Source organism: Streptomyces sp. NPDC046821 (assembly GCF_040645335.1).
Classification (GTDB): Bacteria; Actinomycetota; Actinomycetes; order Streptomycetales; family Streptomycetaceae; genus Streptomyces.
On record NZ_JBEYYB010000022.1, the window covers coordinates 25,686 to 45,353 of the forward strand.

Sequence of the window (19,668 nt, forward strand, 5' to 3'; positions counted from 1 at the left end):
CATAATCTGCTTTGTGCTAGGAGAGTATCCGATCGAGGGTCGGCGTGCAGCGGATATTGCCGCGAGTGTGGAACGCGCGGTGGGCAGCGGTGACCTGGAACCCGGTCAACTGCTGCCGCCCATGCGGGAGTTGGCGCAGCATCTGGGGGTCAATCCCAATACGGTCGCGGCCGCGTACCGCACGCTCCGCGAGCGTGGGGTGATCGAGACCGGGGGGCGCCGCGGCAGCCGCGTACGTGCCAAGCCCGCCACGACGGCCCGCAAGCAGATCCGCGTCGACGTGCCGCCAGGGGTCCGTGACGTCTCGAACGGCAATCCGGACACGGCTCTGCTGCCTCCGCTCGCCGACGCCTTCGCCTGGGCTGCCGCACGCGGCGACAAGGAGCCCGTCCTCTACGGGGACGAGGCCCTGGACCCGGAACTGGCGCGGCACGCGCGCGTGGCGTTTGGCAAGGACGGCGCACCGGAGGGGCCGCTCGCCGTGACCTCCGGTTCCCTCGACGCCATCGAGCGGGTACTGGCCGCGCACCTCAAGCCGGGTGACGCCGTCGCCGTCGAGGATCCGGGCTGGGGCAGCCTGCTCGACCTGGTCCCGGCGCTCGGGCTGCGCGTCGTGCCCGTCGGGGTGGACGACGAGGGTCCGATCCCGGAGGACGTGGAGCGGGCGCTGGGCGCGGGGGCGCGGGCCCTGGTGGTCACCGACCGCGCCCAGAACCCCACCGGCGCCGCCGTCACCGAACCACGTGCGCGTGCGGTGCGCCGCGTCCTCGCGGCCCACAAGGACGTACTGCTCATCGAGGACGACCACGGGCACGGGATCGTCGACCTGCCGTTGCATCCGCTGGCCGGGGTGACGCGGCACTGGGCGTTCGTCCGCTCCGCCGCCAAGGCCTACGGGCCCGATCTGCGGATCGCCGTCATGACCGGGGACGCCGTGACGGTCGACCGGGTGCAGGGGCGGCAGCGCCTCGGGCCCGGCTGGGTGAGCCGCATCCTGCAGCGGGCCGTCGCGCGCCTGTGGTCCGAGGGGGCCGTGGACACGCGCGCCGTCGCGGCCTCGTACGGAGAGCGGCGTGACGCACTCATCGCGGCCCTCGCCGAGCGCGGGATTGTCGCGCACGGGCGGAGCGGCATGAACGTGTGGGTGCCCGTCCCGGACGAGACGGGAGCGGTCGCCCGGCTGCTGCACGCCGGCTGGGCGGTGGCGCCGGGTGCGCGGTTCCGGATGGAGGCGGCGCCCGGGGTGCGGATCACGGTGTCGACGCTCGGCGCCGACGACATCGGCGTGGTGGCGGACGCCGTCGCCTCCGCGACGGAGCCCGCGCCGGCCCGCCGATACGGGTAGGGCCTACGCCCGAGCCCTGCGCGGCCTCGACTGCGTGAGCGCCGCGCCAGCCAGCACGATCACCGCGCCGATCGGCGTCGACCAGCTCAGGGACTCGCCGAGCAGGGCGACGCCCGCGGCCGTAGCGATCACCGGGATGAAGTACGTGACCATCTGCGCCGTCGTCGGGCCGATCTCCGCCACCAGGCCGTACTGGATGAGGAACGCGAGGCCGGTGCCGAGGGCGCCCAGGGCGACGATCGCGAGCAGCGGGACGACCGGCAGGTGGGCCGGGAGAGTGGTGAACAGCGGGGTGACGACGGCCAGTTGGAGCGTGGCCAGCATCAGCTGCGCGCCGGACAGCGACAGGTTCGAGTGGCCGGTGCCGGCCAGCGTGCGGCGCAGGTAGATCCAGCCGACCGGGTAGCACAGCGACGCCAGCAGGGCCATCGCGGTGCCCGCGAGGTCGAGGCCGTGGAAGCCCTGCCACACCCCGAGAACGGTGAGCACGCCCAGGAAGCCGATGCCGAGCCCCGCGACGCGGCGCCGCGTGGGCCGGTCCTCGGACAGCGCGACCAGCGACAGCGCCATGCCCCACAACGGGGACGTCGCGTTGCAGATACCGGCGAGCGTCGACGGAATCGTCTGCTCGGAGAAGGCGAACAGGGAGAACGGCATCGAGTTGAGCAGCAGCGCCGCCACGAAGATGTGCCCCCACGTCCGGGCGCCCCGCGGCAGCCGCTCACGCTTCACGGCCATCGCGACGGCGAGCACCACCGTGCCGAAGGCGAGCCGCCCGAGCGTCACCTGGAACGGCGCGTAGCCCTCCGTGCCGACCTTGATGAGGAGGAAGCTGAAGCCCCATATGAGCGACAGGACGCCGAAGCGGAGCCGCCAGTCGAGGGCGCGGCGCGGCGGGTGGGACGCAGGCATGTCGACGGAGGCCGAGGCCGTGGCGGAGGCGGAGGCGGAAGCGGAAGCGGAAGCAGATGCGGAGGTACCGGAGGGGTCAGGGGTACCGGGGGTGCCAGGGGTGGCGGCGGGGGCCGAAGTCGTGCGGGACGACGAGGGGACGACGGAACTCATGTCCGTAACTGTGCCGCCCCGCAACCTCTTAGCACAAGCCAGAAATATTGCCCGGTACGGCTTAGCATCGCTTACATGTTGAACCTGGAGCGCCTGCGCACCCTCGACGCCCTCGCCCGGCACGGTTCCGTCAGTGGCGCGGCCGCCGGGCTGCACGTCACGACGTCCGCCGTCTCGCAGCAGATGGCCAAGCTGGAGCGTGAGGTCGGGCAGCGGCTCCTGGCCAAGAACGGCCGCGGTGTGCGGCTCACCGACGCCGGGCGGCTGCTCGCCGAACACGCGGGGCGGATCCTCTCCCAGGTCGAGCTCGCGCAGTCCGACCTGGAGGCGCAGCGCGGGCAGGTGGCGGGGGAGCTGCGCATCTCGGCCTTCCCGACGGCGGCCCGCGGCCTCTTCCCGCGCGCGCTCGCGACGCTCCGCGCCGAGCACCCGGGGCTACGGCTGCGCTCGCAGGAACTGGAACCGGAACTGGCCGTCGCCGGGGTCGTCCGCGGGGACCTCGACCTCGCCGTGGTGCTCGACTGGTACAACAAGCCGATGCCGCTCCCCGAGGGCCTCGTGAAGGCGGCGATCCTCGACGACCCCGCCGATGTGGCGATGCCGGCGGACCACCCCCTCGCCGGGCGCCAGGAGGTAGGCCTGGAGGACTTTGCAGAGGACGAGTGGATCACCTGGGGCGAGGGCGAGTTCTGCCACGAGTGGCTGCTCTTCACGCTGCGCGCCAAGGGTGTCGAGCCCCGCATCGGCCATCGCGCTGCCGAGACCCACACCCAGCTCGCCCTCGTCGCCGCCGGGCTCGGCGTGTGCGTGGCTCCGTTGCTCGGGCGCGATCCCGTGCCGGAAGGCGTGGTGACCGTGCCCGTGCGGCAGCGCGTGCGCCGCCAGGTGTTCGTCGTGTGGCGGGCCGACGCGGACCGCCGCCCGTCCATCAGGGCGGCGGTGAAGGCGCTCCGGGCGGCGGGGGAGAGCCTAGGTGGCGTACCGGCGAGGTAGGGGGTGTGCGGCGAGCTAGGGGGTGTCCGGCGAATTAGGGGGTGTCCCGCGAGCTAGGGGGCGACCGGCGAGTCAGGGGGCGTCCCCGGCGAACCAGTCGATCCCTAGAGCGACGCCAGCTTCCGGAAGTCCCACGACGCGACCTTGTCCGGCGTGAGCCGCGCCCACGCGTGCCGGCCGTCGTGCACCATCTCGTCGAGGCCGAAGTTCTTACGGGCGAACAGCCGCTCCGGGGCGTCCAGTTCGGGCACGGCCTCACCGGTGCGCGGGCTCTCGCCGACGAACTCGACCGTGCCGGACAGCTCGGCGCCGCGCAGCTCCCCGTACTCCTCGCCGTCGTCGATCACCACGGCGATGCGCGGGTTCTGGCGCAGATCGGCCCAGCGGCGACTGCGCGTGATCGAGTACAGCCACAGCGAGGCGCCGTCCCAGACGAACCACAGGGTGCTGACGTGCGGGGAGCCGTCGGGCGACACCGTGGCGACGCGGCACGTGCGCTGGGAGCCCAGGAACTCGTCCAGCTCGGCCGGCGTCATCATGATCCGGCGGCCCCGGCGCTGTGTGACGGTCATGGGAACTCCCTTTTGCGGACCAGTTACTGACGGTATGTCAGATCAGAAGCATGGAGCGTCTTCCTCCATGACGCAATGGCGGTTAATCTCTCGCCGCTGAGGATGCCTGCGACAGGGAGACACCGTGCCGTCGTACGAACAGCTCGCCGAACTGCTCGACCCCGCCACCACGGTGCTGCTGACCGTCGAATGCCAGCGAGGCGTCGTCGGTACCGACAGCGCCCTGCCCGAACTCGCCCAGGAGGCCCGCTCGTCCGGGGCGCTCGGCAACGTGGCGCGCCTCGTCTCGGCCGCGCACGAGAGCGGCGTGCAGGTCATGCACGCGGTGGCCGAGCGGCGGCCCGACGGGCGGGGCGCCAACAGCAACGGACGCCTGTTCCGCGCCGCCGCGCGCCTGCCCGTGCAGCAGCTCACCGGCACCGAGGCCGTCGAGATCGCGCCACCCGTCGAGGTCGCGGACGAGGACATCGTCGTGCGCCGGCTGCACGGTCTCTCGCCGATCGCGGGCACCGACGTGGACCCCCTGCTGCGCAACCTCGGCTGCCGGACGCTGATCGTCACCGGCGTCTCGTCGAACGTCGCCATTCCCAACACGGTCTTCGACGCGGTGAACCTCGGCTACAACGTCGCGGTGCCCGCGGACGCCATCGCGGGGGTGCCCGCCGACTACACCCCCGTGATGGTCCGCAACACGCTCTCCCTGGTCGCCACGGTGACGTCGACGGAGGACATCCTGACCTGCTGGAAGCGGTCGCGCGACGAGGGGTGACGGGTTCCCGCCGGGCCGTCGGGGTGCCTGGGCCATATCGACTTCGGCGGCCCGGGGAGAGCGCCTAGGCCAGCTCGACCGAGTCGCCCGTCACCTTGATCTGCTTGGCGGCGAGCGGCGTCGTGGCCGGTGAGCCCGGCTTCGGGCTGCCGTCCTCGATCGAGAACTTGCTGCCGTGGCACGGGCAGTTGATGGTGCCGCCCTCTACCGCCGAGACCGGGCACTGGCGGTGGGTGCAGATGTTCGTGAACGCCTTGAACTCGCCCTTCTGTGGCTGGGTCACGACGACACCCGCGTCGCCGAAGATCTTGCCTCCGCCCACGGGGATGTCGGCCGTCTTGGCCAGCTCCTTGCCGGCAGCGCCGCCGCCCTCGGCCTTGCTTCCGCTGCCGCTTCCGCTGCCGCCGCCGTCGGCCTTGCCCGCGTTCCCCGTGGCCTTCGAGGGCGAGGAGCCGCCGGAACTCCCGCACGCGGTGAGCGCGGCGGCGACGCCGACGGCTCCCACGGCCGCGACGACACTGCGGCGGGCCGGGGCGGAGACGGACTGCTGCGAAGAGGTCATGACGGATGCTTCCCTTCGGTCGGAGAGGGGTGACCACGTCTCGTACGGGCCGCACTGCCGGAGCGTTCAACGCAGGGTGGACTTTCACCCGGTGCGCACCCGTCGCCTAACCTGGGCCAATGCTCACCGAAGTCACGGCGACCCGCTATGTCACCCCTTTGAGGGAGGGCGGATCGCTCCCCGGTCTGGTCGAGGCCGACGATCTCGCCCCGTACGTCATGAAGTTCACCGGCGCGGGTCAGGGCCGTAAGACGCTGGTCGCGGAGGTGATCTGCGGAGGGCTCGCGCGGCGGCTCGGATTCCGGGTGCCCGGACTCGTGACGATCGGCCTCGACCCCGTACTCGGCCTCGGTGAACCCGACCAGGAGGTGCAGGCCCTGCTCAAGTCGAGCGGTGGCGTGAACCTCGGGATGGAGTACCTGTCCGGCGCGCTCGGCTTCGACCCGCTCGCCTACGAGGTGGACCCCGCCGAAGCGGGCCGCGTGGTCTGGTTCGACGCCCTGATCAACAACGTCGACCGGTCCTGGCGCAACCCCAACATGCTGGTCTGGCACGGCGACCTGTGGCTCATCGACCACGGCGCCAGCATGATCTGGCACCACAACTGGCGCGGCGCCAAGTCCGCCGCCTGGACCGACAAGCCGTACGACGCGACCGACCACGCCCTCGCCCGGTTCGCCCCCGACGTCACAGAAGCCGCCGCCGCACTCGCGCCGCGCGTCACCGAGGAACTGCTCGGCGAGACCGTCGCCGACGTGCCGGACGTGTGGCTGGCGGACGAGCCCGGGTTCGACGGCCCCGACGCCGTGCGCAGCGCCTACGTAGAGATGCTCCTCGCGCGCGCCGCCACCATCCACGAACGCATCGCGCTGCCCGAGAGCGGCGCGGACCGGACCCGGCCGACGGCGCCGGGCTGGCTGACCGGGGGAACCGACCGATGAGCGAGCGCGACGTCTTCGAGTACGCCCTGCTGAGGGTGGTGCCCCGCATCGAGCGCGGCGAGCAGATCAACGCCGGAGTGGTCGTCTACTGCCGCGCCAAGTCCTTCGTCGCCGCCCTCACCCACCTGGACGAGCGGCGCCTCCTCGCGCTCGACCCCGAGGCCGACGTGGCCGGCGTGCGCGCCCTGCTCGGCGCGATCGAGCGGCACTGCGAGGGTGGCGCGGCCTCCGGTCAGGCCGCCGACGACGACGCGGGGCGCCGCTACCGCTGGCTGATCGCGCCGCGCTCCACGGTCGTGCAACCGGGCCCCGTCCACACCGGTCTGACGGCGGATCCGGCGGCCGAGGCGCAGCGCCTCCTCGACCTGCTCGTGCGCTGACCGCGGAGCCCGTCGCCGCACCGAGTGATCAGGGGCACGGCCTGGGTACGTTGACACCGGGTGCCAGGGCTTCTAGCGTCACCCGCACTGGGTACTAAGCGGTCGCTCACCCGCACCGGAGCGGAGCGGCCGCACTCTACGGCGAGGAGACCGAAGAGCATGTCCACCACTGAGCAGCGCGTCGCGATCGTCACCGGTGCCGCACGGGGCATCGGCGCCGCCACCGCCGTACGTCTGGCCGCCGAGGGCCGCGCCGTCGCCGTGATCGACCTCGACGAGGCCGCGTGCAAGGACACCGTCGCGAAGATCACCGAAGCCGGCGGCAAGGCCATCGCCGTCGGCTGCGACGTCGCCGACGAGGCGCAGGTCGAGGCCGCGGTCGCCCGTATCGCCGCGGAGCTCGGCGCGCCCACGATCCTCGTCAACAACGCGGGCGTGCTCCGCGACAACCTGCTCTTCAAGATGAGCGCCCTCGACTGGGACACCGTCATGAACGTGCACCTGCGCGGCGCGTTCCTGATGGCGAAGGCCGTCCAGAAGCACATGGTGGACGCCAAGTTCGGCCGCATCGTCAACCTCTCCTCCTCCTCGGCCCTCGGCAACCGCGGCCAGGTCAACTACTCGGCGGCCAAGGCCGGCCTCCAGGGCTTCACCAAGACCCTCGCCAAGGAGCTCGGCAAGTTCGGCGTCACCGCCAACGCCGTCGCCCCCGGCTTCATCGTCACCGAGATGACGGCCGCCACCGCCGCCCGCGTCGGCATGGGCTTCGAGGAGTTCCAGGCCGCCGCCGCCACCCAGATCCCCGTCGCGCGCGTGGGCGTCCCCGACGACATCGCCAACGCCATCGCCTTCTTCACGGGAGAGGCGGCAGGCTACGTCTCCGGCCAGGTCCTGTACGTCGCCGGCGGACCGCTCAACTGAGGCCGGGGACAACGGACATGACCGCAACCCAGCTCCCCGAGCTCTCCGGCAAGGTCGCCCTCGTCACCGGCGCGAGCCGCGGCATCGGCTACGGCATCGCCGAGGCGCTCGTCGCCCGCGGTGACCGCGTCGTCATCACCGGCCGCGGCGAGGACGCCCTGAAGGAGGCCGTCGACAGGCTCGGCTCCGACCGCGCGATCTACGTGGCCGGCAAGGCGCACGACGAGGCCCACCAGGCCGCCGCCGTCGAACGCACCATGGAGGCCTTCGGCCGCGTCGACTTCCTGGTCAACAACGCCGGTACGAACCCGGTGTTCGGCCCCATCGCCGACCTCGACCTGAACGTGGCCCGCAAGGTCTTCGAGACCAACGTCGTCTCCGCGCTCGGCTTCGCCCAGCGGACATGGAAGGCGTGGCAGGGCGAGAACGGCGGGGCGATCGTCAACATCGCCTCCGTCGCCGGCCTCGCCCCGTCGCCCTTCATCGGCGCGTACGGCATCAGCAAGGCCGCCATGATCAACATGACGATCCAGCTGGCGCACGAGTTCGCGCCCAAGGTGCGGGTCAACGCGATCGCCCCGGCGGTCGTCAAGACCAAGTTCGCCCAGGCCCTCTACGAAGGGCGCGAGGAGGAGGCCGCGGCCGCCTACCCGCTCGCCCGGCTCGGCGTGCCGTCGGACATCGGAGGCGCGGCCGCCTTCCTGACCTCGAACCAGTCCGACTGGATCACCGGTCAGACCCTCGTGGTGGACGGCGGGCTCTTCCTCAACGCGGGCGTCGCCTGACCGGACAACACCCGTCGTACGGGACCGATTTCGCCCCAGCGAATTTGCCCGCGCACCTGACGGACGCACGCATCAAGTGCCCCGCCGGACTTCCTCATCGGACCGGCGGGGCACTGCGGTATGGTCTGCCGATCCATGGCATGGCCGATCGAGGAGCGCGCGCGTGTTCAACCGGATCAAGGGCCCACGTCAACTGGCGGCGATAGCCTCCCTGTCGCTCGTCGCGGGATGCGGACTGATGCCCTCGGCAAGCTCCGGCACCGAGGAGCCGATCGTCGTGGGGACCACCAGCGCGCCCAGCACCCTTGACCCGGCCGCGTCCTGGGACGGCTCCTGGGAACTCTTCCGGAACGTCTACCAGACCCTCCTCAGCTTCCCCTCCGGCGCCTCCGCGCCCGCCCCCGACGCAGCCGAGAGCTGCGACTTCACCGACACCTCGAACCGCGTCTACCACTGCACGCTGCGTGCGGACATGACGTTCTCGGACGGCGACAAGCTCGACGCGACGGCGGTCAAGTACTCCATCGACCGCATCAGCCGGATCGACGTCCAGGGCGGCCCGAAGGGACTCCTCGGCAGCCTGAAGTCCGTCGAGGTCCAGGGCGACCGGGACATCACCTTCCACCTGAACAAGCCCGACGCGACCTTCCCCTTCGTCCTCGCGACCCCGGCGATGTCCATCGTCGACCCCGCCGAGTACCCGACGGACAAGATCCGCGACGACGGCAAGATCAGCGGCTCCGGGCCCTACGCGCTCGACTCCTACAGCGACGGCGCAAAGGCGGAACTCGTCGAGAACACCCACTACAAGGGCTTCGCCGACCGCAAGAACAGCGCCGTCACCATCCGGTACTTCAAGGACTCCGCCGCGATGGTCGGCGCCCTGCGCGACAAGAAGATCGACGCGACCTTCCGTGGTCTCGCCGCCTCCGACGTCGTGACGCTCCAGGGGAAGAAGGTCACCGACGGCATCCAGCTCGTCGAGGGCGCCGGCATGGAGATCAGCTACCTGGTCTTCAACCCGAAGGACCCCTGGGCCGCCAAGCCCGCCGTCCGCAAGGCCGTCGCCCAGGTCGTCGACCGCGGCGCCATCGCCCACAAGATCTACCAGGACACCGTCGACCCGCTCTACTCGATGGTCCCGCGCGGCCTGACCGGACACACCACCGGCTTCTTCGACGACTACGGCGACCCGAGCACGGCCAAGGCGAAGGCCATCCTCGCCCGGGCCGGCATCACCACGCCCGTGCCGCTCACCCTCTGGTACACCACCGACCGCTACGGCTCCGCGACCGGCGCCGAGTTCGCGGAACTGAAGCGTCAGCTGGACGCCTCGGGCCTGTTCCGCGTCACGGTCAAGGGACGCCCCTGGAAGACGTTCGAGGCCGGATACCGCAAGGGCGAGTACCCCGTCTTCGGCCGCGGCTGGTTCCCCGACTTCCCGGACGCCGAGAACTTCATCGCCCCCTTCGTCGGCGAACAGAACGCGCTCGGTACGCCGTACCCGTCCCGCGAGATCACCGACAAGCTGCTGCCGCAGACGCGCCGCGAGCGCGACCGGGCCGCCGGCGTCGGCCAGTTCACCCGTGCCCAGCAGATCCTCGTCGACGACGCCCGGCTGCTGCCGCTGTGGCAGGGCAAGCAGTACATCGCGGCCAGCGAGGACATCGCGGGCGGCGAGCGGGCCCTCGACCCGTCGACGATCATGATGATGTGGGAACTGCACCGCAAGACCAGCTGGTAGGCGGGGCAGCGGGGCCCGTTGTCAGTGGGCGCCGGTAGGTTCTGGGGTGTGAAACGGCCGTGCCCCGCACGGCCGTGAAGTGACCGTACCCCGGAGGTTGTTGACGTGACCGACACCGCGATGCTGCCCGAGTCCTGGCGCGGCGTCCTCGGCGAGGAGCTGCAGAAGCCCTACTTCAAGGAGCTCACCGACTTCGTCGAGGAGGAGCGCGCGAAGGGTCCCGTCTACCCGCCGCGCGAGCAGGTCTTCGCCGCGCTCGACGCGACTCCGTACGACAAGGTCAAGGTGCTCGTCCTCGGCCAGGACCCGTACCACGGGGAGGGGCAGGGGCACGGCCTGTGCTTCTCCGTGCAGCCCGGCGTCAAGACGCCGCCGTCGCTGCGGAACATCTACAAGGAGATGCAGGCCGAGCTCGGCACCCCGATCCCGGACAACGGCTATCTGATGCCGTGGGCCGAGCAGGGCGTGCTCCTGCTCAACGCGGTGCTCACGGTCCGGGCCGGCGAGGCCAACTCCCACAAGGGCAAGGGCTGGGAGAAGTTCACGGACGCGGTCATCCGCGCGGTGGCCGACCGGCCCGACCCGGCCGTCTTCGTCCTGTGGGGGAACTACGCGCAGAAGAAGCTCCCCCTGATCGACGAGGAGCGTCACATCGTGGTGAAGGGCGCGCACCCCTCGCCGCTCTCCGCGAAGAAGTTCTTCGGCTCGCACCCCTTCACGCAGATCGACAAGGCCGTCGCGGCACAGGGCCACACGCCGATCGACTGGCGCATTCCGAACCTCGGCTGACCAGCGTCCTTCCGGGCCCGGCGGCGTCCCTGGACGCGCCGGGATCCGGAGACCCCGGCAGCCCGTGCCTGACGAGAATTGTCCGTTACTCCCTATAGCGTCGGAATTGTTATCGGCTGGACCGATCGGCATACGAGCATGGAGGACCCGTGACTGGGCAGCGGGAACAGGCGGCTGAGGACGCCATGATGAGCCGGATCGGGCAGGTGGTCATGCTGCATCACGCCGGCGACCGCGAGGAGGCCAGGGAGCGTTACCTGGGCCTGTGGTCCGAAATCGGCGAGGACGGTGATCCTCTCCATCGGTGCACGCTCGCGCACTACATGGCGGACACCCAGGACGACCCGGACGACGAACTGGCCTGGGACCTGAGAGCCCTGTCCGCCGCCGAGGGTCTGACCGAGGACCGGCTCGCGCAGCACGAGCAGTCGCTCGCGGTCCGCGCGCTCTACCCCTCACTGCATCTCAACCTGGCGGCGGACTACGTGAAACTGAGCCGCCCCGAAGCGGCGCGCACCCATCTGGCACTGGCCCGCGCGGTGGTGGGGGCGCTCGGCGACGACGGTTACGGGGACGGTGTGCGGGCGGCGATCACCCGCCTGGAACAACGGGTTGCGGGGATGCCGACGCTGCCCTCCGGGGAGCGGGGGCCGGGGCCGAGGCGGGGGTCCACGGGGGGCGAGGCGTTGGGGCCGCCTCGGCGGAGTTCTTGAGGGGGGCCGGGTCCTCGGGGTAGGGGTTACTGGTGTCGGGGGTGCCGGGGGTGCCGGGGGTGTCGGGTTCGGGGGTCCCAGGTCGAGCTTCCAGGGCTAGATGCCCCGGGCCTCAGGGCCCCCAGGTCCCCGGGGTGCCGGGTTCTGGGTTACCGGGTGGGGCCCCCCAAGGTCAGATGTCCCGGGCCTCCAGAGCTTCTCCGTCACCGGCGCCCCGGACCCCTCATTTCCCATACGCCTCTCGGCAGATCCGGGCCTGCGGACTGTTCGGGTCCCACTTGCCGTACTGGTTGCCCAGGGCGCACACATCGCGCGCGGAGCCCGGTGCCGCGGGGATCGGGATGTCCGGGGGGAGCCGTGGAGGTGCCACGTGGCGGGGCTCCTGTTCCGGGCCCGACCGCCGCGGTGCCTCGTGGCGCGGGGGCGCCGGTGGCTGGTGCGGTGGGCGCGCCTGCTCGGGTTCGCGGGCCTCGGCCGGTGGCGACGAGCGGGGTGACGGGCTCTGGCCCATCCTGTCCAGCACCTCCCGCACCGGCGCCTGCACGAGCTTGGGTTTCGCCCGGCCGTCGGGGCTGGGGAGCACCGGAACGGCGGGGGTACTGGGGGACAGAGCGGGCGGCTCGGGCTGCCGTACGCTCACGCACCCTGACACCGCGGCGGCCGTGGCCGCCACCGCGAGAAGGAGCGCTGCGGAGGTCGTCGATCCATGCACCCACCCCACTCTGGTGGTTGGAGAGCGCCGTCGCGGGCCCGTCCGCGGATGATGCCCCGCACGGGTGACGCGCAGGTCAGAGGCGGACGAGCCGATCCTACGTATGCCCGTAATTCCGGCCACCCGGTCGCCACAAGGTCAACTCGGGGGCGCCAGGCGGTAGTTCATGCCAGCAGGAAATCGGGTGGCGCGATCATGAGACGGCCGTTCGCGCAGCGGTCGTATGCTGCCGGGACACAGCGGGTCGGGCCGGGCACGGCCGACTCCGGGCGACAGGGAGAACACGCACGTGAAGGTCGGCTGCATCGGACTCGGAGACATCGCGCAGAAGGCGTACCTGCCCGTGCTCACCGCCCTGCCGGGGGTCGAGCTGCACCTGCAGACCCGTACGCCCGAGACGCTTCGGCGGGTCGGCGACGCGCACCGCATTCCCGCCGGACAGCGGCACACGGACCTGGACGCGCTGCTCGCGCAGGGGCTCGACGCGGCCTTCGTGCACGCGTCGACCGTGGCCCACCCCGAGATCGTGACGCGGCTCCTCGAAGCGGGCGTCGCCACCTACGTCGACAAGCCGCTCGCCTACGAACTCGCCGACTCGCAGCGTCTCGTCCAGCTCGCCGAGGAGCGCGGGATCAGCCTCGCCGTCGGGTTCAACCGGCGGCACGCCCCCGGCTACACGCAGTGCGCCGACCACCCCCGCGAACTCATCCTCATGCAGAAGAACCGGATCGGGCTGCCCGAGGACCCGCGCACCCTCGTCCTCGACGACTTCATCCACGTCGTGGACACCCTGCGCTACCTCGCGCCCGGACCCATCGACGACGTGACCGTGCGCTCCCGCGTCCGGGACGGCCTGCTGCACCACGTCGTGCTCCAGCTCTCCGGGGAGGGCTTCACGGCGATCGGCATCATGAACCGGCTCAGCGGCTCGACCGAGGAGATCCTCGAAGTGTCCGGCCAGGACACGAAGCGCCAGGTCGTCAACCTCGCCGAGGTCATCGACCACAAGGGCCAGCCGACGATCCGCCGCCGCGGCGACTGGGTGCCCGTGGCCCGCCAGCGCGGCATCGAGCAGCTCGTCACCGGCTTCCTCGACGCCGTACGCGCGGGCAAGATCCTCAGCGCCAAGGACGCTCTTGAGACCCATGTCCTGTGCGAACAGGTCGTACGTGAGGTGCGGCGCTCCGCCGCCTGAACATCCGGACGGCCTCGGCCGTGCCCAGGACGAAGAGCGTCAGGACGGCCGCGTGCACCGGCCAGGCGCCGTACCGGACGTACAGCGTCGTCCCCTTCGCCATCGGCACCGTGTAGACGTGGGCCGTGCTCGCCGAGGTGCCGAGCCGCGGACCGATCCGGGACCCGTCGGCCTTGTACACGGCGGACTCCCCGGTCAGCGTCGCGTGCACCATCGGGCGCCCGGACTCCGCCGCCCGGAGCGCCGCGAGCGTCGCGTGCTGCTCCGGCGCCCAGGTGTTCTGGAACGTCGACGTCGAGGACTGCGCGACCAGTACCTGCGCCCCGTCCCGCGTCAGGTTGCGCGTCATGTCGGGGAACGCCGTCTCGAAGCAGATGAGCGGGCCGATCCGCAGGAGGGGCTCCCGCGCGGACCGTATGTTCATCACGACCTGGTGCTTGCCCCTGATCCGGTTCTCACTGGCCGCCCCTTTGCCGACCGCTGTTGCCCAGCCGAACAGGGGGCGCGCCGGGATGTACTCGCCGAACGGGACGAGCCGCATCTTGTCGTAGCTCTGCCCCGTCAGGCCGTTCGGGCCCACGAGGACCGAACTCTTGGAGATGCCCTGGGGGCCGGTGGGGGAGGTGTTGCGTGCGTCCACGTTCACCAGGATCTCCGCGCCGACCTCACGCGAGAGGGCCGCGATGCGGCGCGTCAGGTCCGGCCGCGCGCGCAGGTCGAAGCCGACACTGCTCTCGCCCCACACCACCAGGCCGACGTGCTGTCCGATCAGGCCGCGGGTCAGGGCTTCCTGCCGGTCGAAGCGCTGTCCGGGGCCGGCTATGAGGCCCGGCTGGACGACGGCGACCCTGACGTCCCTGCCGGTCGCTGTGGGGCGCGGTGCCCAGGCCCACGCGGCCGTCGTCACCATGGCCGTCACGACGAGCCCCACCACGGCGGCCATCCGGGCCCTGCGCGCCACGAGGAGGATCGTGACCGCCGTGTTCACCGCCACGACGAGCAGGCTGAGCAGCCACACCCCGCCCACGGACGCGACGCGCAGCGCGGGCGGCACCTGCCACTGGCTCGACCCGAGAAGCCCCCAGGGACCGCCGAGCCCCTGCCAGGACCTGACGAGTTCGGCCATCAGCCAGGCCGACGGCACCGCGACGAGGGCGGCGGCCGCACGCCCGCGTGACGGCGTGCCGCCGAGCAGATATCTCACCAGCCGGCCCCAGGGCGCCCACAGCACCCCGAGCAGCGCCGCGATCACGAACGTGAACACATTGAGGCTCGACAGCAGCCAGTGGTGCACGGCGAACATGAACCCGAACCCGCCGAGCCAGCCGTCGAGGGTCGCGCGGCGCGGGGTGGGGGCCGACCGGATGAGCAGCATCCACGGGACGAGGACGACGTACGCCAGCCACCACAGCGACGGCGTGGGGAACACGAGTACGGGCAGGCCGCCCAGGACCGCGGCGGCCGCGCCACGCCACCACGGGGACGCACTGAGGCGCGCGACGACGCTCTGCGGCGACGCCGTGGACCCGCCGGGCACACCACGCAGCGCCCGGACCGCGGGCACCGGCCGGACCGGCGCCGGATTCGCGGAGCGTGACCGGCCCTTCCCGTCCGACTCGTCCATGCGCCATCTCCCTCGTCGTCCGACGCCCGGTACGTGTACGTGCCTTCAGTGTGCGCTTCACGGACGATCTCTGACAGTGGGCGCCCGGACGGCCTGATCAGGCGGTAGCGGTCCTGGCTGGGCTTTCGGGGTGACGCGGTGCCGCGCGGGCGATCACTTCGGCTCGTTCTCGTCGGTGATTCCGGCGCGTCGCCGGGCCTTGCGCGGAGTCACCCGGCACCGTTCCCCGCCGCGCTCGCGACGCGGCGCCACTTCTCGTGCACCGTCACCCCACGCAGTCGCCAGCCCTCGTAAGTCCGTACAAGAGCGAAGGCGTACCGGCCGCCGCACACGAAGTCGGGCGCACCGGACGCGTCCCCTACGTCGCCCTTCGTCGCGAACCGCATCGGGTTGATGTAGTCCGCCTGCACCCCGGCCGTGTCGCCGGTGTCGTTGTCCAGGCGGCCGAAGCGGAGGCGCCGGTTCACGATCAGGTGCTGGCGCATCGGGAACAGTTCCATCGTCCGGGCCATCCACTCGGCGATCTCGGCCGCGCCGCCCTCGATGCCGCCGGCCCGCCGGTAGTCCGCGCGCCCGTCCGGACTGAAGAGCCCGCGGTACGCCGTCCAGTCCCCGTCGTCCACGCACACCGCGTAGTCGGTGATCAGCTCCTCGATGGCTAGCCGGTCCATCATGGTGTGGAGTTCCACGCGCTGGGTCATCCCGTCAGTGTTGGGCACCGGGACAGTGGATCCAAGAGGTGCGACGGGGGTGAGGTGCCGCGACGATGGCCGTTGGTACCTTCTGCGCCATGTCACGAGAGAGCACACCGCACCACGGTCCGGTCACCGCCGACGACGTCGCGCACTCCGTCCGCCTGTCGGTCGACACCTTGGCCGAGGCGGCGGCCGCCGACTGGAGCGTCAAGGCCGGTTCGCTGGACTGGGACTGCTGGGAGACGGCCGAGCATCTGGCCGACGACCTGTTCGCGTACGCGGCCCAACTCGGGCCCGCCAGGCCGCCGTTGGACACCGACGTGCCGTTCGACTGGACGAGCCGCAGGCCGGGCGGCCCCGCCAACGTCGTCTTCGCGAACCGTGCGGCAGGTCCCGCGGGTCTGCTCCAGGTGCTCGACGCGAGCGGCGCCCTGCTGGTCGCCATGGTGCGGACGGCGCCACGGGACGTGCGCGCCCATCACGTGTTCGGCGTATCGGACCCCGAGGGCTTCGGCGCGATGGGCGTCGTGGAAACCCTCGTCCACACGCAGGACATCGCGGAGGGGCTTGGTCTTGGTTGGTCCCCGCCGGGCGACCTCTGCGCCCGGGCCCTCGTCCGCCTGTTCCCTGACGCGCCGGTCGACGGCGACTCCTGGCGTACGTTGCTGTGGGCGACGGGGCGAGGTGAGCTGGCTGGCAGGGAACGGCTCACGTCGTGGCGCTGGTACGGGGAAGTCCGCTGAACGCGCTCGGGGCTGACGGGGCGTCAGGCCGCCTCGACGACCTCGTCGCGGACCGCGTTCGCCCATTCCGTGACGAGGCGCGCGTACTGGGCGCGCTGCTCGGCGGAGAGCCGGCCGCCCGCGCGCAGCCATAACCCGCGGATCTGCTCGTTCACTTCGTCGGCAGACCGCACGGAACCCGAACACTCAAGCGGCATGGCGGCAAGGCTAGGCCGCCCGAGGCCCTCTGGGAACCCTCAGCGACCGAACATATTCGCCAAGTGATCGGAAACACCGGAGAGTTGTGCGAGGCCGTGGACGGGTCAGCCCGCCGACTGTCCGGCGTGCGGGCTCAGCACACCCGCCGTGACCAGCGCGATCAGCGCGATGCCGAGCAGGACCCGGTAGTAGACGAACGGCATGAAGCTCTTGCTCGAGATGAACTTCATGAACCACGCGATGACGGCATAGCCGACCCCGAAGGCGATGGCCGTCGCGAAGGCGACAGGACCCCAGCTGGTGTGACCGTCCTGCCCCGCGTCCTTGAGCTCGAAGACACCGGAGGCGAGCACGGCCGGGATCGCGAGAAGGAACGAGTAACGAGCCGCGGCCTCACGCGTGTACCCCATGAGGAGTCCGCCGCTGATGGTGGCGCCGGAGCGGGAGACTCCGGGGATCAGGGCCATGGCCTGGCAGATTCCGTAGATCAGGCCGTCCTTGACGCTCAGCTCCTCCAGGCTCTTGCGCTCCCGCACCGCGCGGTGCCTGCCCCCGATCTCGTCGCGGGCGGCCCGGCGGTCGGCGATGCCGAGGACGATACCCATCACGATGAGGGTCGTCGCGGTCAGCCGCAGATCGCGGAACGGGCCCTCGATCTGGTCCTTGAACGCGACACCGAGCACGCCGATGGGTATGGAGCCCACGATCACGAGCCAGCCCATCTGCGCGTCATGGTCGCCGCGCAGCGCCTTGTTCGTGAGCGAGCGGAACCAGGCCGAGACGATCCGCGCGATGTCCTTGCGGAAGTAGATCACCACCGCCGTCTCCGTGCCGAGCTGGGTGATCGCCGTGAAGGCGGCTCCCGGGTCGTGCCAGCCCGCGAAAGCCGCCGTCAGACGCAGATGCGCGCTCGACGAGACGGGCAGGAACTCGGTCAGCCCCTGGACGAGTCCGAGGATGAATGATTCGAACCAAGACATGACGTTACGCGATCCAAGTGCTGACGTGAGCTGACCGCGGACGCGCAGGCCAGAGGCGGGTGCCCGCCGCCGCGCAGATTAGTGACGCCGGGTGAAGCGGAGGCGACGGGATCACGACGGCGAGGAAACCCGGGGGTGGCGCACGGGTGCGCCCGGCAGCCCCGGCACCCCCAGTAGTCCCGTCAGCCCAAGCGGTCCCGTCAGCCCCCGGCCCTCCCCCCCAGTAATCGCGTCAGCCGCGCAAGCGATGCCGCTTGCGCCAAGCCACCACCGCGCCCACCACCATCGGCACCACGACCAACGCCATCGCGATCAGGAACGCGGGCGACGTCGGCTTCGAGGCGGTGGCCCCGGCGAACACGTACGCCGCCGTGTTCGGCACCGAACCGATCGCCGTCGCCAGCAGGAACGGCATCCACCGCATCCGGGAGACCGCCGCGCAGTAATTGGCCGCCCAGAACGGCACCCCGGGAAACGTCCGCGCCGCCAGCATCGACCGGAACCCGTGCCGGCTGAACTGCCCGTCGACCGCCTTCAGCCAGCGCCCCCTGAGCAGCGGCCGCAGCGCGTCCTGCCCGAGCACCCGCCCAAGGCCGAACGACACCGCCGCACCCAGCACCGTCCCGCCGATGGACCCCGCGAGCCCGAGCGGGGTCCCGAACAGCGCGCCCGCCGCGAGGCTCAGCACCGGCCGCGGCACGAACGCCACCGTGCACAGCCCGTACGCGGCACCGAACAGAACGACCGCCGTCACGCCGCTCAGCTGCTGAGGCCAGCCGTCCGAGAGGAGGCGCTGAGGGTGGAGCAGCAGCACCGAGACCCCGCCCGCGGCGAGCAGCGCCACCAGGAGCGACAGCCGTGACCACGGCGAAAGGAGAACGCTGGTGCAGCGCTCGGTCAGGGAGGCGGGGCGGGCGGCGGCGGGTCCGTCCGTCACGGGTGCGGGACGGGTCGCTGGACAGGACGCGACGGTGTCGGGCATCCGGGGAGACTAACCGACCATGCCGTAAGTTCGCCGTAGGGTGCGTCTCATGAGCGTCACAATGCCGCGCAGCGCCCTGGCCGACACTCTGCTCGACCGGCTCACCACCGCCTACCCCGAAGCCGCCGACCCCGAGCGGGCGGCGGGGATGCGCGCGTACATGAAGGACGTCGCCCCCTTCCTCGGGCTCACCACCCCCGTCCGCCGCGCGCTCTCCCGCACCGTCCTCGCCGGGACGCCCCGCCCCGACGAAGCCGACTGCACCGCGCTCGCCCTGCGCTGCTGGGAACTGCCCGAGCGCGAGTACGCGTACTTCGCCGTCGACTACCTGCGCCGTCACGTGGCGCGCTGCTCGTCCGGTTTCCTGCCCGTCGTCCGGCACCTCGTGTCCACGGTCCCCTGGTGGGACACCGTCGATCTGCTCGCCGCGCACGTGGCCGGCGCCCTCGTCGCCGCCGATCCGGAGCTCAAGCGCGACATGGACGCGTGGATCGAGGACGACGACCTGTGGATCGCCCGCGCCGCGCTCCTGCACCAGCTCCGCTTCAAGGAGGCGACCGACACCGAGCGCCTTTTCGGTTACTGCCTGCGCCAGGCCGGGCACCCCGACTTCTTCGTCCGTAAGGCCGTCGGCTGGTGCCTGAGGGAGTACGCCAAGACCGCCCCGGACGCGGTCCGCGCCTTCGTGACGGCCCACCGGGACCGCCTGTCACCCCTGTCCGTACGCGAGGCTCTGAAGCACGTCGGAACCTGAACTCCCGTACCAAGCAAGGGAGTACGGCTCGTAGCCCCGGCCCGCCGAAAACCATTCGACGCACGACGGCGCTTCGGCGATGATCGGCGTCATGTTCCGGTACGCCTTCCCCGCAGCCACGTCCGCAGTCGCGGACGCTGCGAAGGCTGCCGTCTTCCTGGCCGCCGCAGCAGACGGCGCCCGAACCTGACCCTCTCCGGACATTC

General features: G+C 71.4%; 21 protein-coding genes. 13 read left to right on the plus strand and 8 right to left on the minus strand.

The window, feature by feature from the left end; all coding sequences use genetic code 11:
- Positions 1–13 precede the first annotated feature (13 nt).
- Positions 14–1,345 carry an aminotransferase class I/II-fold pyridoxal phosphate-dependent enzyme gene (locus ABZ893_RS33485; protein ID WP_361411609.1) on the plus strand — a complete coding sequence of 444 codons (1,332 nt, stop codon included), beginning with the start codon at positions 14–16 and terminating at the stop codon, positions 1,343–1,345.
- 3 nt (positions 1,346–1,348) lie between these two features.
- Here ABZ893_RS33485 and ABZ893_RS33490 read toward each other — a convergent pair whose 3' ends face one another.
- The gene (locus ABZ893_RS33490) at positions 1,349–2,257 is read right to left on the minus strand and encodes a DMT family transporter (protein WP_361411738.1); all 909 of its coding nucleotides are present in this window, start codon (positions 2,255–2,257) and stop codon (positions 1,349–1,351) included.
- A gap of 228 nt (positions 2,258–2,485) precedes the next feature.
- Here ABZ893_RS33490 and ABZ893_RS33495 point away from each other — a divergent pair, with 228 nt between their 5' ends.
- Positions 2,486–3,403 (plus strand): LysR family transcriptional regulator, encoded by a 918-nt coding sequence (locus ABZ893_RS33495; protein ID WP_361411611.1) that lies wholly within the window; start codon positions 2,486–2,488, stop codon positions 3,401–3,403.
- A 104-nt stretch (positions 3,404–3,507) separates the two neighbouring features.
- Here ABZ893_RS33495 and ABZ893_RS33500 read toward each other — a convergent pair whose 3' ends face one another.
- Positions 3,508–3,975: a pyridoxamine 5'-phosphate oxidase family protein gene (locus ABZ893_RS33500; protein ID WP_361411613.1), complete on the minus strand. Its 468-nt coding sequence runs from the start codon at positions 3,973–3,975 to the stop codon at positions 3,508–3,510.
- 124 nt (positions 3,976–4,099) lie between these two features.
- On the opposite strand from ABZ893_RS33500, the gene ABZ893_RS33505 reads away from it, so the two are divergent.
- Positions 4,100–4,744: a cysteine hydrolase gene (locus ABZ893_RS33505; RefSeq protein ID WP_361411614.1), complete on the plus strand. Its 645-nt coding sequence runs from the start codon at positions 4,100–4,102 to the stop codon at positions 4,742–4,744.
- 64 nt (positions 4,745–4,808) lie between these two features.
- Here ABZ893_RS33505 and ABZ893_RS33510 read toward each other — a convergent pair whose 3' ends face one another.
- A complete protein-coding gene (locus tag ABZ893_RS33510) occupies positions 4,809–5,306 on the minus strand; it encodes a Rieske (2Fe-2S) protein (protein WP_361411616.1) in 498 nt (165 codons plus the stop codon).
- A gap of 119 nt (positions 5,307–5,425) precedes the next feature.
- Here ABZ893_RS33510 and ABZ893_RS33515 point away from each other — a divergent pair, with 119 nt between their 5' ends.
- From ABZ893_RS33515 to ABZ893_RS33550, 8 genes are all read left to right on the plus strand, one after another.
- The gene (locus ABZ893_RS33515) at positions 5,426–6,247 is read left to right on the plus strand and encodes a HipA family kinase (RefSeq protein ID WP_361411618.1); all 822 of its coding nucleotides are present in this window, start codon (positions 5,426–5,428) and stop codon (positions 6,245–6,247) included.
- A complete protein-coding gene (locus ABZ893_RS33520; protein ID WP_361411620.1) occupies positions 6,244–6,627 on the plus strand; it encodes a DUF3037 domain-containing protein in 384 nt (127 codons plus the stop codon). The genes ABZ893_RS33515 and ABZ893_RS33520 overlap by 4 nt, the downstream gene beginning before the upstream one ends.
- A gap of 159 nt (positions 6,628–6,786) precedes the next feature.
- Positions 6,787–7,548 carry a 3-oxoacyl-ACP reductase FabG gene (gene fabG / locus ABZ893_RS33525; RefSeq protein ID WP_361411622.1) on the plus strand — a complete coding sequence of 254 codons (762 nt, stop codon included), beginning with the start codon at positions 6,787–6,789 and terminating at the stop codon, positions 7,546–7,548.
- A 17-nt stretch (positions 7,549–7,565) separates the two neighbouring features.
- Complete coding sequence (locus ABZ893_RS33530) at positions 7,566–8,333, plus strand: SDR family oxidoreductase (RefSeq protein ID WP_361411624.1); 768 nt, start codon at positions 7,566–7,568, stop codon at positions 8,331–8,333.
- Positions 8,334–8,496: 163 nt separating this feature from the next.
- Positions 8,497–10,077, plus strand: coding sequence for an ABC transporter substrate-binding protein (locus tag ABZ893_RS33535; RefSeq protein WP_361411626.1), 1,581 nt, complete (start codon positions 8,497–8,499; stop codon positions 10,075–10,077).
- 120 nt (positions 10,078–10,197) lie between these two features.
- Complete coding sequence (locus ABZ893_RS33540; RefSeq protein WP_361411740.1) at positions 10,198–10,866, plus strand: uracil-DNA glycosylase; 669 nt, start codon at positions 10,198–10,200, stop codon at positions 10,864–10,866.
- 149 nt (positions 10,867–11,015) lie between these two features.
- Positions 11,016–11,579, plus strand: coding sequence for a hypothetical protein (locus ABZ893_RS33545; RefSeq protein WP_361411628.1), 564 nt, complete (start codon positions 11,016–11,018; stop codon positions 11,577–11,579).
- A gap of 1,001 nt (positions 11,580–12,580) precedes the next feature.
- The gene (locus tag ABZ893_RS33550; RefSeq protein WP_361411630.1) at positions 12,581–13,486 is read left to right on the plus strand and encodes a Gfo/Idh/MocA family oxidoreductase; all 906 of its coding nucleotides are present in this window, start codon (positions 12,581–12,583) and stop codon (positions 13,484–13,486) included.
- On the opposite strand, the gene lnt is transcribed toward ABZ893_RS33550, so the two are convergent.
- Positions 13,410–15,110 carry an apolipoprotein N-acyltransferase gene (gene lnt, locus ABZ893_RS33555; RefSeq protein ID WP_361411632.1) on the minus strand — a complete coding sequence of 567 codons (1,701 nt, stop codon included), beginning with the start codon at positions 15,108–15,110 and terminating at the stop codon, positions 13,410–13,412. The genes ABZ893_RS33550 and lnt overlap by 77 nt on opposite strands.
- Positions 15,111–15,319: 209 nt before the next feature.
- The gene (locus ABZ893_RS33560) at positions 15,320–15,811 is read right to left on the minus strand and encodes a nuclear transport factor 2 family protein (protein ID WP_361411634.1); all 492 of its coding nucleotides are present in this window, start codon (positions 15,809–15,811) and stop codon (positions 15,320–15,322) included.
- An 89-nt stretch (positions 15,812–15,900) separates the two neighbouring features.
- Here ABZ893_RS33560 and ABZ893_RS33565 point away from each other — a divergent pair, with 89 nt between their 5' ends.
- Entirely contained in the window at positions 15,901–16,548 is a 648-nt protein-coding gene (locus tag ABZ893_RS33565) for a maleylpyruvate isomerase N-terminal domain-containing protein (protein ID WP_361411636.1), read from the plus strand.
- A gap of 23 nt (positions 16,549–16,571) precedes the next feature.
- On the opposite strand, the gene ABZ893_RS33570 is transcribed toward ABZ893_RS33565, so the two are convergent.
- The 3 genes from ABZ893_RS33570 to ABZ893_RS33580 all read right to left on the minus strand — a co-directional run bounded on the left by ABZ893_RS33570 (position 16,572) and on the right by ABZ893_RS33580 (position 18,708).
- Positions 16,572–16,745, minus strand: a complete 174-nt coding sequence (locus tag ABZ893_RS33570; protein ID WP_361411638.1) for a hypothetical protein — start codon at positions 16,743–16,745, stop codon at positions 16,572–16,574.
- A gap of 105 nt (positions 16,746–16,850) precedes the next feature.
- Complete coding sequence (locus tag ABZ893_RS33575; protein ID WP_361411640.1) at positions 16,851–17,726, minus strand: undecaprenyl-diphosphate phosphatase; 876 nt, start codon at positions 17,724–17,726, stop codon at positions 16,851–16,853.
- Positions 17,727–17,958: 232 nt separating this feature from the next.
- Positions 17,959–18,708: a TVP38/TMEM64 family protein gene (locus ABZ893_RS33580; RefSeq protein ID WP_361411642.1), complete on the minus strand. Its 750-nt coding sequence runs from the start codon at positions 18,706–18,708 to the stop codon at positions 17,959–17,961.
- Between the two features lie 49 nt (positions 18,709–18,757).
- On the opposite strand from ABZ893_RS33580, the gene ABZ893_RS33585 reads away from it, so the two are divergent.
- Positions 18,758–19,462, plus strand: coding sequence for a DNA alkylation repair protein (locus tag ABZ893_RS33585; RefSeq protein WP_361411644.1), 705 nt, complete (start codon positions 18,758–18,760; stop codon positions 19,460–19,462).
- The last annotated feature ends 206 nt before the right edge of the window (positions 19,463–19,668 follow it).

Excerpts from the sequence above, each read along its gene's own strand:
- ABZ893_RS33520 (WP_361411620.1), top strand. The coding sequence starts at position 6,244 with ATGAGCGAGCGCGACGTCTTCGAGTACGCCCTGCTGAGGGTGGTGCCC.
- ABZ893_RS33530 (WP_361411624.1), top strand. The coding sequence starts at position 7,566 with ATGACCGCAACCCAGCTCCCCGAGCTCTCCGGCAAGGTCGCCCTCGTC.
- ABZ893_RS33510 (WP_361411616.1), bottom strand. The coding sequence starts at position 5,306 with ATGACCTCTTCGCAGCAGTCCGTCTCCGCCCCGGCCCGCCGCAGTGTC.
- ABZ893_RS33490 (WP_361411738.1), bottom strand. The coding sequence starts at position 2,257 with ATGCCTGCGTCCCACCCGCCGCGCCGCGCCCTCGACTGGCGGCTCCGC.
- ABZ893_RS33560 (WP_361411634.1), bottom strand. The coding sequence starts at position 15,811 with ATGACCCAGCGCGTGGAACTCCACACCATGATGGACCGGCTAGCCATC.
- fabG (WP_361411622.1), top strand. The coding sequence starts at position 6,787 with ATGTCCACCACTGAGCAGCGCGTCGCGATCGTCACCGGTGCCGCACGG.
- ABZ893_RS33585 (WP_361411644.1), top strand. The coding sequence starts at position 18,758 with ATGAGCGTCACAATGCCGCGCAGCGCCCTGGCCGACACTCTGCTCGAC.
- lnt (WP_361411632.1), bottom strand. The coding sequence starts at position 15,110 with ATGGACGAGTCGGACGGGAAGGGCCGGTCACGCTCCGCGAATCCGGCG.
- ABZ893_RS33515 (WP_361411618.1), top strand. The coding sequence starts at position 5,426 with ATGCTCACCGAAGTCACGGCGACCCGCTATGTCACCCCTTTGAGGGAG.
- ABZ893_RS33570 (WP_361411638.1), bottom strand. The coding sequence starts at position 16,745 with ATGCCGCTTGAGTGTTCGGGTTCCGTGCGGTCTGCCGACGAAGTGAAC.
- ABZ893_RS33500 (WP_361411613.1), bottom strand. The coding sequence starts at position 3,975 with ATGACCGTCACACAGCGCCGGGGCCGCCGGATCATGATGACGCCGGCC.
- ABZ893_RS33495 (WP_361411611.1), top strand. The coding sequence starts at position 2,486 with ATGTTGAACCTGGAGCGCCTGCGCACCCTCGACGCCCTCGCCCGGCAC.
- ABZ893_RS33540 (WP_361411740.1), top strand. The coding sequence starts at position 10,198 with ATGCTGCCCGAGTCCTGGCGCGGCGTCCTCGGCGAGGAGCTGCAGAAG.
- ABZ893_RS33580 (WP_361411642.1), bottom strand. The coding sequence starts at position 18,708 with ATGCCCGACACCGTCGCGTCCTGTCCAGCGACCCGTCCCGCACCCGTG.
- ABZ893_RS33565 (WP_361411636.1), top strand. The coding sequence starts at position 15,901 with ATGTCACGAGAGAGCACACCGCACCACGGTCCGGTCACCGCCGACGAC.
- ABZ893_RS33575 (WP_361411640.1), bottom strand. The coding sequence starts at position 17,726 with ATGTCTTGGTTCGAATCATTCATCCTCGGACTCGTCCAGGGGCTGACC.